Source organism: Nesterenkonia sp., assembly GCF_029265375.1.
GTDB lineage: Bacteria > Actinomycetota > Actinomycetes > Actinomycetales > Micrococcaceae > Nesterenkonia.
Window position 1 is genome coordinate 118,868 of sequence record NZ_JAJUJJ010000001.1, and the last position, 14,149, is coordinate 133,016.

The following is a 14,149-nucleotide window of genomic DNA, read 5'->3' on the forward strand; positions in this document are numbered from 1 at the left end:
CGGCGGTGATGCGCCGCGGCACAGCTGGCTTGCGAGGGCCCGTCCGGGCCCGCTCGTGCAGGGGCGTCAGTTCATCACCAGCGGCTCGTAGCCCTCACCGCGCAGCGAGTTCAGCACCAGCGAGGAGTGCTCCTGGCCCTTGGTCTCCATATTGATCACGATGGAGACATCCCCCATGGACAGCTGCCCGCCGATGCGGGAATGATCCACGCCGATGACGTTGGCGTCGGTGTCGGCGATGATCCGGGAGATGATCGCCAGCTCCCCGGGACGGTCCTTGAGCATGAGTTTGACGGTCAGGAACCGGTCAGCAGCAGAGAGGCCGTGCTGGATGACCCGAAGCATCAGCATCGGGTCGATATTGCCCCCGGAGAGCACCGCCACAATATTGTTGGCCTCGACGTTGAGCTCATCCAGCTTGCCCTCCATCAGCGCGGCGACGCCGACTGCACCGGCGGGCTCCACCACCAGCTTGGAGCGCTCCATGAGGAAGATCAGCGCCTTGGCGATGGCGTCCTCGCTGACGGTGACGACCTCGTCGACCAGCTCTTTGATGATCTCGAAGGGGATCTCCCCGGGCCGGCCCACTGCGATCCCATCGGCGATGGTGCGCACCCCCTGCAGCGGCACCAGCGCGTCGGCTGCCAGCGAGGGCGGGTAGGCGGCGGCATTCTCCGCCTGCACACCGATCAGCGTGATGTCGCGGCCTCGCCGCGCCGCCTCCTGCTTCAGGGCCACAGCGGAGCCGGCGAGCAGGCCTCCCCCGCCGATGCCCATGATGACCGTGTCCACCTCCGGCTGCTGATCTAGAATCTCCAGGCCGAGGGTCCCCTGGCCGGCGACGACATCAGTGTTGTTGAACGGGTGGATGAACACCGCCCCGGACTCCTCGGAGAAGCGCTGTGCCTCGGCGAGCGCCTCATCCACATTGGATCCGTGCAGCACCACTTCGGCGCCGTGGTCCCGGGTGGCGGCCAGCTTCGGCAGCGCCACCCCGCGCGGCATGTAGATGGTCGCCCGAATCCCCAGCTTCTTCGCCGCAAGCGCCACCCCCTGGGCGTGGTTGCCTGCTGATGCTGCCACCACGCCGCGGGCCTTCTCCTCATCCGAGAGCCGGGCCATGCGCACGTAGGCGCCGCGGACTTTGAAGGATCCGGCGCGCTGCAGGTTCTCTGCCTTCAGGTGCACCGTGGCGTTGAGCATGCGTCCCAGGGCGCGCGAGTGCTCCATCGGGGTGTCGACGATGACGCCGGAGAGCAGGTCGCGGGCAGCTCGGACGTCAGAGAGCTGGACGCTGAGGTCCTTGCCGGGGAGCTCCTGCTGCTGGACGGTCTCGGTCATGAATCGGGGTCCTTCGTCGTCTTCGGTCCACTGGCCGGATCGTCGCCGTCGTGGACTTCCCCGCCCGGGGTGTCCGCAGCCTCGGCCTCCGGGCGCGCAGAGGGCTTCGGCCCGTCGTCGTCCTGGTAGCGGCGCAGAAACCGCGAGCGTTCCGGGTCCAGGCCGGGGATGGTCTCGAACAGCCTCTGCTTGATGGTATCCAGGCTGGCGCGATCCTCGGCCTCCACCTTCTCACGGTGGGCGGCACGCATCAGCGCCTCCTCCTTCACCGCGCGCTCCATGGCCAGTGCCTCGTCGTCTCCGCGCCACTCCTCCTTCACCAGGTATTGGGTAGCCCGGTTGATGAAGGCCAGCACCGGCACGGCGAACAGGGCACCGGGGATGCCCATCAGCGTAGTGCCCGCCGTGACTGCCAGCACCACTGCCAGCGGGTGCAGCCTCACGGCCTTGCCCATAATGACCGGCTGCAGCACATTGGACTCAATCTGCTGGACCAGGATCACCACGCCCAGCATCATCAGGGCAGTGAAGAAGTCATGCGCGACCCAGGCCAGCAGCACGGCGACGGCGCCGGTGACCACCGCACCGACCACAGGGACGAAGCCGCCGAAGAAGACCAGCACGGCGATGGGCAGCGGCAGCGGGACGTTGAGGATCACCGCACCGATGAAGATGCCGAGGGCGTCGACGAAGGCCACGAAGACCTGGACCCGCATATAGGTGCCCACAGCGGTCCAGCCGCGCCGGCCGGCGCCGTGGATGGCCGGACGGTGCTTCGAGGGCACGAAGACCACCAGAAAGTCCCAGATGCGGCGGCCGTCGGCGAGGAAGAAAATGAGGGTGAACAGCACCAGCACGGCGCCTACGGTGATATTGGTGGCCGCAGATCCGAAGCCGACCGCCGAGGACATGATGGTGTCCTGGTTCTGCTGGATCCAGCCGACGAATTCCTCGATGGCCTGGTTGAACTGGTCCGGAGAGACTTCCAGACCGAATCCCTGCGCGGTGCGGTCGGCCCAGTCGATGAGGTCGTAGATGCCGGACATGACCTGGTCGGTCATCTCGGTGAAGCCCTGGATGATCTGCTGGCCGACGAGCATCAGCAGGCCCACCACGACGCCGAGGAAGAGCAGGATCGCTGAGACCGCTGCCAGGATGCGGGGGAACTTCAGCCTCCGGAAGGCAGTGTGCAGCGGCTTCAGCAGGGTGGAGAGCAGCCCTGCGACCATCAGGGCGAACAGGATCAGCAGGACGTGGCTGAGCAGCCAGATGGCCACTCCGGCTGCGACCAGAATCATGATCGCTCGCCAGGACCAGGCGGCGGCGATCCGCACGCCCCAGGGGATGTCGTCCTGGATGCGCTGCTCCTCGGCCAGCCGGGGCGAGGCGAACTGCCCGGGGGGCTGGTCCCCGACCGCGGCAGGCTCAGCCTCCGGATGGGCGACTGCGTAGGTGGTCTCGGAGGACTGAGAGGGCCTGTCCTCAGGTGTCTGACCAGTGCTCATGGCCTCTATCCTGCCACGGAGGCCCTGATGGTTCCTGAGGCTCGGGGTGAAGGTGTCTCTGCGCGGCACCAGTCCGCAGGCGCATACGACGACGGCGGACCCGCCGTCGCATCCGCAGATGCGTCAGGCGGGCCCGCCGCAGCAGAGCAGGTGTGGCCTATTCGGCCATGGAGCGCAGGATCACGATAACCCGCAGGATCTCGATGTAGAGCCAGACCAGCGAGACGGTCAGGCCGAATGCCGCGGCCCAGCCGTACTTCTGCGCCACTCCGGCTTCCACGCCCTCCTGAATATTGGTGAAGTCCAGCACCAGGGAGTAGGTGGCCAGCAGGATGGCGAAGGCGCCGATGGCTACGCCGAGCCAGCCTGCCCGCATGCCGAACATTCCGATGTCGGTGAACATCACCAGGCCGAAGTTGATCAGGCTGAATACCAGGTAGGCGATCAGCGCTGTGAAGAACATCTTGTTCAGCTTCGGGGTGGCGCGCACCTTGCCGGACTTGAACAGCGCCAGCACGGTGCCGAAGACCACCAGGGTGGCCGTCACCGCCTGGAACGCGACCCCTGGGTAGGCCATCTCCAGGATCCAGGTGAACGCTCCGAGGAAGAAGCCCTGGGTGGCGGAGTAGGCCAGGATCAGTGCCGGGTTGGGCTCGCGCCGGAAGGCGTTGACCAGTCCCAGGACCAGTCCGCCGAGCACGGCCACCAGCGCCAGTGTCATCACCAGCGACGGCATCATGGTGGCCAGGGTGACGGCAGCGCCAGCACCGATCAGCAGCACCGCAAAGCTGGTGACGGTCTTGCGGATGACGTCGTCGTAGGTCATCGGGGCGCCCTCAGCCCCGGCGGCCTCGGGCAGGTTGTACTGCTGCTGGAGCTGCTCCGCGCTGGGGGCCGGCACTCCGTACTGCTGGGCGTAGGTCTGCTCCTGCCGCGGCATCTCGCGCACAGTGCCGGCACCAGAGTTCATGTAGAAGCGGCGGCGCTTGTCCGCGTTGAACTGATCAGGCATAGCTCCGGACCGGAATACCGGGTTGCTCGAGCTGCCGAAGTTGCTGGCCATAGTGGTTCCGCTCTCCTTTGTGGGTTCGTCATCACGGCGAATCCGTTGGTCTGTACAGTCTAACGGCTCGGACACCCCCGTGATTCCCGTCATAGTGCCGATGGCGGCGTGTGTGACTTTTTGTGGAGAGTCTCCAGTCTCCGTAGCTGGCCACCACCCGTAGGCTCAGCACTATGGGCACCCACCAGTCTCCTGCTCCCGCCACCGAATCTGCCTCTGGGCGTCCCGCCGCAGCGGCCCCGGCCGTCCGCAGCATCTCGGAGATGGCGGTCTTCGCGGCGCTGGTCGCCGTGCTGGGGCAGGTGGCGGCAATTCCGCTGGGGCCGGTGCCGATCACCCTGCAGACCATGGGGGTCATGCTGGCTGGGGCGGTGCTGGGACCGTGGCGTGGAGCAGGGTCGATGCTGCTGCTGAATGTGCTCACCGCCGCGGGGCTTCCGCTGATGGCGCAGGGCTCCGGCGGCCTGGGAGTGTTCGCGGGCCCGACGGCGGGCTTTGCGCTGGGCTTCGTCCCCGGGGCGCTGGCGGTGGGCCTGATCGTGCAGCACCGCTGGCCCCTGCGTGGGTGGCGCACCGCCGCCGGAGTCCTGGTGGGAGGCATCGGGGTGATCTATGCCTGCGGCATCCCCGTGATGGCCTGGCAGCTGGGTCTGAGCCTTCCTGAGGCCGCTGCGGCCAATGCGCTCTTCCTCCCCGGTGATGCGTTGAAGGCCACCTTCGCCGTGCTAGTGACCCATTCGCTTGCCCGGGCATACCCTGCCGCGTTCCGCGGGGTCAGCCGCCGGAGGGCGACATTGTGATTCCGATCTACCGGCCGGGGAGCTCGGCGCTGCACAGAATGCCGGCGGGGGCAAAGGTGGCAGTGCTTCTGGCGGCAGGGATCGCAGTGGCTCTGTGGCGGGACAGCCCCTGGGTGGCTGTCGCCGCCTGGGCGCTGGCAGCGGTGGGGTACGTGCTAGCCTTCGGGGCTCGGGCCGGTGCCGCCCAGCTGGCGGTGCGGATGTGGAGGCTGAAGTGGCTGGTTCTGCTGATTGCGGTACCGCAGCTGCTCTTCCTCACTGCCGGAGAGGCGGCCATCACCACTGCCCGCATCCTGGCCGTGGTGATCCTGGCTGGCCTGTTCACCCTCACCACGCGGGTCAGCGATGTGATGGAGCTGGTGCTGCGGCTGGTCCGGCCGGCAGAGCGGCTGGGGCTGGGACGGTGGGGATTCACTGCCGAGCGTGCAGCCCTGGCGATGTCGCTGACCATGCGGTCGGTGCCGGTGATATTCGGGTTCTATCAGGAGATACGGCGGGCACGGCAGGCGCGCGGGGCTCGCACCGGCCCGGCTGCCGCAGCGGCAATGACCACTCCCCTGCTGGTGATGACCCTGCAGCACGCAGAGGAGACCGGCGAAGCCCTGGCGGCCCGCGGCGTGCGCTGAGCAGGTCTGGGCCGCGCTGTGCGCGGCACGGGTCCCCCCACTGGGATTCGAACCCAGACTTGATCGATTTTAAGTCGACTGCCTCTGCCGGTTGGGCTATGGGGGGATGACGAAGGGGCCGTGGATGCACGGCCCCTTCATCGTATCTGCAGCCTGGATTCAGCCCTTGGACTTGGACTTCTCGCCTCCGCCGGCCGCTTCGAAGAACGCCTTGGTGGGGTTCTCCAGATCGCGCAGTCCGGTGAGGTCACGGCCGAAGACCATCTCGCTGGCCCACCCGCAGAGCACGCGAGCCTTGCGCTCCACAGTGGGGATGGCGTAGCCGTGGTATCCGCGGTGGGCAGCCCAGGCGAAGACCCCGCTGAGCTTGAGACCCATCGGGTTGCCCACGCCCTTGTAGAGACCCAGTCCGGCCACCGCACCCAGGGACTCGTGCTTGTACTCGGTGATCTCCCCGGTGCCGTAGCGGGCGGCCAGCAGGTTCTTCACCAGGTGCTTGGCCTGACGCACGGCGTGCTGGGCGTTGGGGACGCAGAAACCGCCTGGGCCGGCGCCGGTGAGGTCCGGGATCGCAGCGATGTCGCCGGCGGTCCAGGCGCCCTCGATCGCCTGACCGTCCTCGTTGAGGATCTGCAGGGTGGCCGAGCCGGTGATCCGTCCGCGTTCGTCCACCGGGAAGCTGGATGCCCGGGCTACGGCGTTGGCGGCCACTCCGGCAGTCCAGACCAGGGTGTCGGCGGCGAAGCGGTCCACCTCCGACTTGTCCTCCATGGAGATCAGGGTCAGCTCGCCGTCGACGGCCGAGCCCAGGGAGGTGTTCAGCAGCACCTCGATTCCGCGGCCGCGCAGGTGCTCCACCACGCCGACGGCCTGCTCCTCGGAGACTTCGGGCATGATTCTGCCCATCGCCTCGACCAGGACGATGCGCACATCCGACTGGGCCAGCCGAGGATTCTGATCCACTGCGGCGCGGATGATGTCCTCCATCTCAGCGATGCATTCGATGCCGGCGAAGCCTCCGCCGATGACCGCGAAGCTCAGCGCCCGGCGCTTGGCGGCCTCATCGGTCATAGTGGAGGCGGCCTCGAGGCGCTCCAGAATGTGATTGCGCAGACCGAGGGCTTCCTCAATTGTCTTCAGGCCGATGCCGTTCTCGGCCAGGCCCTCGATGGGGAAGGTGCGGGTGGTGGCGCCGGCGGCCATGACGATGTCCTGGTAGGGGACCTCGATGCTCTCACCCTCGTCGAGGCCGACGACGGCGGTCTTGGCATCGTGGTCCACACTGGTGACCTTGCCGGTGATGATCTCGGTGTCTTTCAGGTGGCGCCGGTGGGGCACCACAGCGTGGCGGGCCTCGATGTGGCCGCCGACCACTTCGGGCAGGAACGGCTGGTAGGTCATATAGGGAAGCGGGTCCACCAGGGTGACCACACCGCCGGATGCCTTGACCTTCTTCTGCAGTCGTTGGGCGACAGTGAGACCGACGTAGCCGCCGCCGACAATCAGGACGCGAGGTTTGTCTGAGAGCTTGAGTGCCATGGGCTCCATCCTATAGGGATTTCAGAGGCGATTCTCACCGGCGAACTGCCCGCAGGCAGCCGCAGAACTACTGGTCATCGCTGTGCTCGTCGGACTCGGAGTATCGCGATACCAGGTGCACCGCAGCTCCGGTGAGAAGCACCACCAGGGCGAGTCCGCCGATGACCAGCGCTGCCGGGCCGGCCCAGTCCTGGACTGTCCGCGCGGAGGAGGCCTGCGGTGCCTGACGGGGCTCTCCCTCTGGTCCCGGCACCACGCCGGAGTCTTCGGGGATATCCTCATGCTCGGCCGTCTCAGTCTCGGCCCGCCGGTGGACGCGGATCCAGTCCTCAAGGGTCTGGTAGTCGGCTGGGTCGAACTCCGGGGCGCTGCCGTTGACCGCTTCGGCCACGTTGAGCACCCCGTGCCCGTATTCGGGGTCAATCCCCTCAGAGCCGGCGGAGTCTGCGGTGGAGACCAGCCGGTGTTTGACCTCTGCAGCGGAGAGCTCAGGGTGTGCGGCCATGACCAGGGCCGCCGCTCCGGCGACGATGGGGGTCGCTCCGGATGTGCCCTCCCACATGGCGTAGCCGCCGTCGGGCAGCGCCCCGACCAGCGGTTCGGATGCTGCCGCCACGTCGATCGCGATGCCCTGGGAGGAGGAGTCCTCGCTGATGCTGCCGGATTCGTCCACCCCGGCCACGGTCAGCACTCCGGGAATGGTGGCCGGGGCGCCCACGGAGAAGTGGCCTGCGGCCCGGTTGCCGGCGGCGGCGACCACCAGCACGTCGTTCTGCTCGGCATGGAGGAACGCCTCGTCCCAGCTCTCGGGCCATTCCTGGCTGCCCGAGCCGATGGACATATTGATGATGTCCGCCCCGTTGTCCACCGCCCAGGTGACTGCCTGGGCGATCTGGTCCTCGGTGTTGGGCCCATGCGGGTTGGGGTCCTCCAGCACCAGTGAGATCGAGAGCAGGTCTGCCTCGGGCGCGACTCCCACCACACCAGCTGGGCGGTCGGCATCGGCGCCGTCGGGAATCTCCTCCTCGAGGTCCTCGTCGAGCTCCTCATCGGCTCCGGGGAAGCGGCGGGTCTCGTAGAACTCGTCGATGAGCTCCTCGTCGATCTCCTCCTCCCAGTCCTCGCCGTAGGTGTCCTCGAGGTCTGCTAAGAAGTCGTCGAACCATTCGTCCCACTCCTCCTCAGACATCTCTTGAAGGTCTTCACCTTCGGGCGGCTCCTCGGCGGGCTGTCCGCGGCCGGCCGCCAGGGAGGCGACCAGGGTGCCGTGCTCAGTGTTGGTCTGCTCCACCGGTCCGCCTTCGGAGTCGCCGCCGCCGGAGACGTCGGTGCCTCCGACCACCGCGCCCTCCAGTGTGGGGTGGGAAGCGTCGACGCCGGTGTCGATGACGGCGATGGTCACTCCCTCGCCCCGTGTGGTCTCCCAGGCGTCGCGGACGCCGTAGTCCTCGAGCCAGTATTGGTAGTCCCGCCACATATCGGCCTGAGCCTCGGGGGCGTGAACCACCGAGGGGACCGCGGCAGCCGGAGACAGCAGCAGAGCAGCGGTGAGTGCGGTGAGCGCGCGGCGGCCTCGGATCACTTCTCAGCCCCTGCCGGTGCGTGAATGCGGGCCGCCATGGACATGGCGATGCCGTCGAGGATGTCGTGCTCGCTGGCGATTGCGGAGGTGACGCGTCCGCCGGTGTGTTTGTTCAGGTAATCCAGAATGGTCCCCCAGATCAGCGCCCCGGCACCGATGACGTCCACCCGGCCTGGGTGCATGAACGGCATGGCTGCTCGCTGTTCGCGGGTGGAATTCACCAGCTGGTCGACGGACTGCTGGATAGTGTCCAGGTCCAACTCTGCGCCGTGGATGGCTTCGGCGTCGTAGTCCTCCAGCCCCAGGGCGTGGGCAGCCACCGTGGTCACCGTGCCGGCGACGCCGATGACGGTTTCGGTCTCATGCAGCGGCATCACCTGCGAGACGTCCTCCAAGAAGGAGAGTGTCTCGAACGCGGCCATGGAGCATTCGGTCTCCTGCGGCGGATCCGAGCGCATATGCCGCTCGGTGAACCGCACGCAGCCCATGTCGGTGGAGATGGCGTGCTCGGCGGCCTGCGGGGTGCCCAGCACGAACTCGGTGGAGCCGCCGCCGAGGTCGACCACCAGCACCTTCTTCTCCGGGTCCCAGTCCAGCACGCTGGCTGCTCCGGCGAATGAGAGTCCGGCCTCCTCGGAGCCGCGGATCACCTCCGGGCCGGCGAAGTCAGGGCACAGCGGGCTCAAGCGCTGGTGGACGCCGGCGAAGAACTCCTCACGGTTGGTCACATCCCGGGAGGCGGAGGTGGCCACAAACCGGATCTGCTCGACCCGGTGCCGGCGGATGAGCTCCGCATAGTCCTCCACCGCGGCGAAGGTGCGCTCCAGGGCCTGGGGTGAGAATTCTCCGGTGGTGTCCACGCCTTCGCCCAGGCGCACCACGGTCATCCGGCGCACGACGTCAGTGACCGACCCGCTGCCGGGCAGGTCGACGTCGGCGATGAGCAGCCGGATCGAGTTGGTTCCGCAGTCGATGGCGGCGACTCTCATGATGGATCCTTCTCTCGCAGCCGGCGTTCGTGCCGGCTGAGCTCTCGGGTGGGCACCTCGGCCTGGTGGTCCCAGGCAGTGTCACAGGTGCAGGTCTGCGGTGTCCATTCGTCGCTGATGAGGTCCAGGGTCTCGTCGCCCAGCGGATTGATGCCGGGGCCCACGGCCAGCCTGTGGCCCAGCAGCACGTGGAGGCATTTGACGCGTTCGGGCATGCCGCCGGCGCTGACGCCGTCGATCTCCCACACCGGTTCCAGGCCGGCGAGCTGCCGGATGCGCTCGCGTTCGCTGAGGTAGTTCCGGTGGGCTGCGGCATAGGCCTTGGCCAGCTCGGGATCCTCAGTGAGTCGCTGCGTCATCTCGGCCATCACCCCGGCAGCCTCCAGGCGGGAGACTGCGGTGGTCAGGGTGGGGTGGGTGAGGTAGAAGGTGGTGGGGAACGGGATGCCGCTGCTCAGCCGCGGTGCGGTGGCGGCCACCAAGGGGCTTCCGCAGCGGCAGCGGGCAGGGATCTCGACGACGTCGCGCACGGGTCTGCCCAGCTGAAGGCTGAGCGTATCGAGGTCTTCGGGGGTGGGTGCCGCGTCGTTCACAGCGCACCAGCCTACTCTGCTGCGGACTCGACCACGGACTCCCACAGCTCGTCGGTCCAGGCGGGGTCCTCCGGATCGGCGACGTCGGAGGCGGACTCGACCTCGACGTCGCTGAGGTCGCCCATCACGTGGTAGCGACGCTCACCGGGCATCACCAGGTTGATCCGCTCCCGGGCCTGCTGCCGGACGAATTCGGGGTCGTCCCAGCGCTGCAGCTCGGTGTAGAGCTCTCCTTGGCGCTGCTGCTCGGCGGCGATCTGTTCGCGCAGTTCGCTGATCTCGGCCTGCTGCTGCAGATAGGTGCGCACCGTGGGCACCAGGAAGGAGATGACCACCAGGGCGACGATGGTCAGCACGATCATCCGTCCGGAGAAGGTCCGCTCCGGCACTAGGGTCCGGGCGGAGACCGGGGTGCGCGACGAGGGCGCCGGTGCGGCGGGACGGGGCTTCTCCGCGCGGCGGGCCCGGCGGGCGGTGATCTCATCCGGTGTGCGGATCTCCCCGGAGACCTGCTCCCGTTCGGCCAGCCGACGCTGTTCGGCTTTGCGTGCCCGTGCTTGGGCCCGGCGCTGGCGCGCAGACTGAGCCGGCGCGGCCGGGGCGCCGTGGCTGCGCGCGTGTCGGGCCACTGAAGTCACCGCCTTGGGGAAGCGTGCGGATGGTCTGTAGCAGGCTGCGGCCTGCAGGACTTCAGCGTAGTCCGCGCACAGGCTAAACCCTGGCCCTGACACGCGAACTGTCACCACAATGCGATCCGCCGCCCGCGGGCCGGGACCTGCGCCCGGCCGCGGGACCAGCTTCACGTGCGAAGGCAGGCAAGGCTTTGCCTGCCGAGAGGCGAGCGGGGTTTCCCCCGCCGCCGGGACCAGCTTCAGGCGTGAAGCTCGGCGCCAGCCGAGCGAGAGGCGAGCGGGGTTTCCCCGCCGCCGGGACCAGCTTCAGGCGCGAAGGCCGCTGCCACCGCACGCGGCCGAGAGCGGCCGGGACCTGCGCCCGGCCGCGGGACCAGCTCAGTAACGCGGGAACGCTGACCGTCCGGCGTAGCGGGCGGCGTCGCCGAGCTCCTCCTCGATCCGCAGCAGCTGGTTGTATTTGGCCACACGTTCGGAGCGGGCCGGCGCCCCGGTTTTGATCTGTCCCGCGTTGACCGCCACGGCGATGTCGGCGATCGTCGTGTCCTCGGTCTCACCGGAGCGGTGACTGATCATGGTGGTGTAGCGGCTGCGCTGGGCCAGGGCGATGGCGTCCAGGGTCTCGGTCAGCGAGCCGATCTGGTTGACCTTCACCAGCAGCGAGTTGGCGGTCTGGGAGTCGATGCCCTTGGCCAGCCGGTCCGGGTTGGTGACGAACAGGTCGTCGCCGACCAGCTGGACCTTCTCTCCGATGGCCTCGGTGAGGGTCTTCCACCCGGACCAGTCGTCCTCGTCCAGCGGGTCCTCGATGCTGACCAGCGGGTAGGCCTCCACCAGCTCGCGGTAGTACTCGCTCATCTGCTCGGGGGTCTTCTGCTCGCCTTCGAAGGTGTAGGCGCCGTCGGAGTAGAACTCGCTGGCGGCCACATCCAGGGCGAGGGCGATGTCCTCTCCGGGGGTGTAGCCGGCTCGGGTGATGGCCTCGGTGATCAGGTCCAGTGCGTCGCGGTTGGAGGGCAGGTCGGGGGCGAAGCCGCCTTCGTCCCCCAGCCCGGTGGACAGGCTCTTCTCCTTCAGCAGGGCCTTCAGCGCGTGGTAGACCTCGACCCCGGCGCGCAGGGCCTCGGAGAAGGTGGCCGCACCGATCGGGGCGATCATGAACTCCTGAATGTCCACATTGGAGTCTGCGTGGGAGCCGCCGTTGAGGATGTTCATCATCGGCACCGGCAGCAGGTGCGCGTTGGGGCCGCCGAGGTACTTGGACAGCGGCAGGTCGGAGGCATCGGCTGCGGCCTTGGCCACCGCCAGCGAGACGCCCAGGATCGCATTGGCGCCCAGGCTGTTCTTGTTCTCCGTACCGTCCAGGTCCAGCAGCACCTGGTCGATGACCCGCTGCTCGGTGGCATCCAGACCTTCCAGCGCCGGGGCGATGACCTCGTTGACGGCTTTGACCGCACCGGTCACGCCTTTGCCGAGGTAGCGGGACTTGTCGCCGTCGCGGCGCTCGACTGCTTCGAAGGCGCCGGTGGAGGCTCCTGAGGGGACGGCGGCCTGGCCGAAGCTGCCGTCGTCGAGCAGCACGTCCACCTCTACGGTGGGGTTGCCCCGGGAGTCGAGGACCTCGCGGCCGAAGACGCTGGCGATCAGGGACATGTTTTCTCCTTCGTCAGGGGTGGTGTGGCCGAAGTCGCCGTTGACTCGGCTCCAGCCTATCGAACCTCGGCGGCGCCGGAGCCGGGCTGTCTGTGCTGCTCCTCGGTCTTCTCCTCGGCCTTGATCCGCTGCCAGGCGGCGTCGATCTCCTCCACGGTGGCTTCCTTGGGCTCCAGATGACCTTCGGGGGTGAACACGTGGGGGTTGCGGCGGATGAGTTTGGCGCTGATCGCCTCCGCGACGCCGTCGATGTCGAACTCGCCGCGCTCGGAGGCGATGGCGGCATGCAGCACCACTTGGAGCAGAATGTCACCCAGCTCCTTGCGCAGCGGCTCGCCGGTGACGCCCGCTGCGATCTCCTCGGAGACTTCCTGGGCCTCCTCCAGCAGATAGGGCGTCAGCGCCTCGTGGGTCAGCTGGGCTGTCCAGGGGCAGTGCTCCCGCAGGTCCGCGATGATCTGGACCAGCCGGGACATGTTCGGCAAGGCGTCCTGACTCATGCATCTTCCCCGCTGAGCGGCATCACTGCCAGGCTTCCAGAATGTGGGCGGCCAGCGCCTCGCGCTCCTCGTAGCCTAGAAAGCTGGACTCCAAGGCGTTGATCTGAAAATCCGCCAGCTCAGCCGGACCGTAGCTGAAGGTCTCGGCCAGAGCCGCCAGCTCGCCGGTGAGGGTCACCCCGGAAACCAGGCGGTTGTCGGTATTGACACCGACGTTGAAGCCCAGCTGGTAGAGCATGTCGAAGGGATGGTGGGACATCTCCACCTCGGACTGGCCGGTCAGCGCGCTCACTGCCCCGGTCTGCAGGTTTGAGGTGGGTGCGACCTCCAGGTGGATCTGCCGGTCCCGGACCCACCGGGCGACCTCGCCGAGCTCAACCTCGATCAGCTCCTCGCCGCCGTCGCCGATTTTGGAGCGGGAGCTCTCCCCGGTGGTCAGCCGGATGTCTTCGGCCACCCGGATGCCGTGACCCAGGCGCTGGGCCCTGCCGGAGACCAGCGCGTCACGCACAGACTCGACGCCGTCGGCCTCACCGGCGTGCACGGTGGCGGGCATCATCTGCTCGGCAAGCCGGGTGAAGGCCGGTGCGAACTTCGCTGCCGGGAACCCGGCTTCGGGTCCAGCGATGTCGAATCCGACCACTCCGCGCTCGCGGTGGCGCAGCGCCAGCTCCACCACCTCGGCGGCCTGGTCGGCCTGGCGCATGGCGGAGACCAGCTGACCGACGATGATCATCTGGTCCTGCTCGGCCAGGGCCTGGGCGCCGTCGTCGAGCCCCTCCTGGACCGCTTCAACCGCTTCATCAAGACTCAGCCCGCCGCGGGTGTGCTGCTCCGGGGCCCAGCGGACCTCGGCGTAGACCACGCCGTCGGCTGCGAGATCCTCCACATACTCCCGCGCGATGCGGCGCAGCGCCTCTGGGGTCTGCATCACCGCGGTGGTGTGGGCGAAGGCCTCCAGATACTTCACCAGATCCCCGGAGTCCGCGTTGGTCCGGAAGATCTCGGCCAGCTCCTCCGGATCGCTGCTGGGCAGCTCGTGGCCGATCTGCCCCGCCAGCTCGATCAGGGTGGCGGGCCGCAGAGCGCCGTCGAGGTGGTCGTGCAGCGACACCTTGGGCAGGTCACGGATCTGGGCTTCAAGGCCTGCAGTATTCGTCATAGGCCCCAGCGTATCGGTCCCCCGCCGGCTGTGTCCCGGCTCGCATCTCGGCCGCCCGGACTCGCCGGAGCCGCCGCAGGGGCGATAAAGTTCCCTTCCGTGCACCCTGAGCAGACTCCGAAGAATCAGTCCCCCTCCGACGTCGACGCCCCCGCCTCCGCCGA

Annotated in this window: 13 protein-coding genes and 1 tRNA gene; 2 read left to right on the forward strand and 12 right to left on the reverse strand. The window is 68.0% G+C overall.

Annotation, left to right across the window (positions count from 1 at the left end; genetic code table 11):
* Positions 1–66 precede the first annotated feature (66 nt).
* From ilvA to Q1K09_RS00515, 3 genes are all read right to left on the reverse strand, one after another.
* Positions 67–1,341 carry a threonine ammonia-lyase gene (gene ilvA, locus Q1K09_RS00505; RefSeq protein WP_300342289.1) on the reverse strand — a complete coding sequence of 425 codons (1,275 nt, stop codon included), beginning with the start codon at positions 1,339–1,341 and terminating at the stop codon, positions 67–69.
* The gene (locus Q1K09_RS00510; protein ID WP_300342291.1) at positions 1,338–2,846 is read right to left on the reverse strand and encodes an AI-2E family transporter; all 1,509 of its coding nucleotides are present in this window, start codon (positions 2,844–2,846) and stop codon (positions 1,338–1,340) included. Before Q1K09_RS00510 ends, ilvA begins: the two co-directional genes overlap by 4 nt.
* A gap of 157 nt (positions 2,847–3,003) precedes the next feature.
* Positions 3,004–3,909 (reverse strand): Bax inhibitor-1/YccA family protein, encoded by a 906-nt coding sequence (locus tag Q1K09_RS00515; protein WP_300342293.1) that lies wholly within the window; start codon positions 3,907–3,909, stop codon positions 3,004–3,006.
* Positions 3,910–4,082: 173 nt separating this feature from the next.
* Here Q1K09_RS00515 and Q1K09_RS00520 point away from each other — a divergent pair, with 173 nt between their 5' ends.
* On the forward strand, positions 4,083–4,709 hold the full coding sequence (locus tag Q1K09_RS00520; protein WP_300342295.1) for a biotin transporter BioY: 627 nt from the start codon (positions 4,083–4,085) through the stop codon (positions 4,707–4,709).
* Complete coding sequence (locus tag Q1K09_RS00525) at positions 4,706–5,335, forward strand: CbiQ family ECF transporter T component (RefSeq protein WP_300342296.1); 630 nt, start codon at positions 4,706–4,708, stop codon at positions 5,333–5,335. The genes Q1K09_RS00520 and Q1K09_RS00525 overlap by 4 nt, the downstream gene beginning before the upstream one ends.
* Before the next feature lie 32 nt (positions 5,336–5,367).
* On the opposite strand, the gene Q1K09_RS00530 is transcribed toward Q1K09_RS00525, so the two are convergent.
* The 9 genes from Q1K09_RS00530 to Q1K09_RS00570 form a co-directional block, all read right to left on the reverse strand.
* A tRNA-Leu gene (locus Q1K09_RS00530) sits at positions 5,368–5,441 on the reverse strand.
* 53 nt (positions 5,442–5,494) lie between these two features.
* A complete protein-coding gene (locus Q1K09_RS00535) occupies positions 5,495–6,874 on the reverse strand; it encodes an FAD-dependent oxidoreductase (RefSeq protein ID WP_300342298.1) in 1,380 nt (459 codons plus the stop codon).
* A 67-nt stretch (positions 6,875–6,941) separates the two neighbouring features.
* Complete coding sequence (locus Q1K09_RS00540; RefSeq protein WP_300342300.1) at positions 6,942–8,456, reverse strand: S8 family serine peptidase; 1,515 nt, start codon at positions 8,454–8,456, stop codon at positions 6,942–6,944.
* On the reverse strand, positions 8,453–9,445 hold the full coding sequence (locus Q1K09_RS00545) for a Ppx/GppA phosphatase family protein (RefSeq protein ID WP_300342301.1): 993 nt from the start codon (positions 9,443–9,445) through the stop codon (positions 8,453–8,455). The genes Q1K09_RS00540 and Q1K09_RS00545 overlap by 4 nt, the downstream gene beginning before the upstream one ends.
* The gene (locus Q1K09_RS00550; protein ID WP_300342303.1) at positions 9,442–10,038 is read right to left on the reverse strand and encodes a DUF501 domain-containing protein; all 597 of its coding nucleotides are present in this window, start codon (positions 10,036–10,038) and stop codon (positions 9,442–9,444) included. Before Q1K09_RS00550 ends, Q1K09_RS00545 begins: the two co-directional genes overlap by 4 nt.
* An 11-nt stretch (positions 10,039–10,049) precedes the next feature.
* Positions 10,050–10,667 (reverse strand): septum formation initiator family protein, encoded by a 618-nt coding sequence (locus tag Q1K09_RS00555; RefSeq protein WP_300342305.1) that lies wholly within the window; start codon positions 10,665–10,667, stop codon positions 10,050–10,052.
* 381 nt (positions 10,668–11,048) lie between these two features.
* Positions 11,049–12,323, reverse strand: coding sequence for a phosphopyruvate hydratase (gene eno / locus Q1K09_RS00560; protein WP_300342306.1), 1,275 nt, complete (start codon positions 12,321–12,323; stop codon positions 11,049–11,051).
* 56 nt (positions 12,324–12,379) lie between these two features.
* Complete coding sequence (locus tag Q1K09_RS00565; RefSeq protein ID WP_300342308.1) at positions 12,380–12,823, reverse strand: MazG nucleotide pyrophosphohydrolase domain-containing protein; 444 nt, start codon at positions 12,821–12,823, stop codon at positions 12,380–12,382.
* A gap of 22 nt (positions 12,824–12,845) precedes the next feature.
* Complete coding sequence (locus Q1K09_RS00570) at positions 12,846–13,985, reverse strand: adenosine deaminase (RefSeq protein WP_300342310.1); 1,140 nt, start codon at positions 13,983–13,985, stop codon at positions 12,846–12,848.
* Positions 13,986–14,149: the final 164 nt, after the last annotated feature.

What these genes read in the sequence shown, in the direction of transcription:
- Q1K09_RS00565 (WP_300342308.1), bottom strand. Translation starts at nt 12,823, where the DNA reads ATGAGTCAGGACGCCTTGCCGAACATGTCCCGGCTGGTCCAGATCATC.
- Q1K09_RS00515 (WP_300342293.1), bottom strand. Translation starts at nt 3,909, where the DNA reads ATGGCCAGCAACTTCGGCAGCTCGAGCAACCCGGTATTCCGGTCCGGA.
- eno (WP_300342306.1), bottom strand. Translation starts at nt 12,323, where the DNA reads ATGTCCCTGATCGCCAGCGTCTTCGGCCGCGAGGTCCTCGACTCCCGG.
- Q1K09_RS00535 (WP_300342298.1), bottom strand. Translation starts at nt 6,874, where the DNA reads ATGGCACTCAAGCTCTCAGACAAACCTCGCGTCCTGATTGTCGGCGGC.
- Q1K09_RS00520 (WP_300342295.1), top strand. Translation starts at nt 4,083, where the DNA reads ATGGGCACCCACCAGTCTCCTGCTCCCGCCACCGAATCTGCCTCTGGG.
- Q1K09_RS00545 (WP_300342301.1), bottom strand. Translation starts at nt 9,445, where the DNA reads ATGAGAGTCGCCGCCATCGACTGCGGAACCAACTCGATCCGGCTGCTC.
- Q1K09_RS00510 (WP_300342291.1), bottom strand. Translation starts at nt 2,846, where the DNA reads ATGAGCACTGGTCAGACACCTGAGGACAGGCCCTCTCAGTCCTCCGAG.
- ilvA (WP_300342289.1), bottom strand. Translation starts at nt 1,341, where the DNA reads ATGACCGAGACCGTCCAGCAGCAGGAGCTCCCCGGCAAGGACCTCAGC.
- Q1K09_RS00570 (WP_300342310.1), bottom strand. Translation starts at nt 13,985, where the DNA reads ATGACGAATACTGCAGGCCTTGAAGCCCAGATCCGTGACCTGCCCAAG.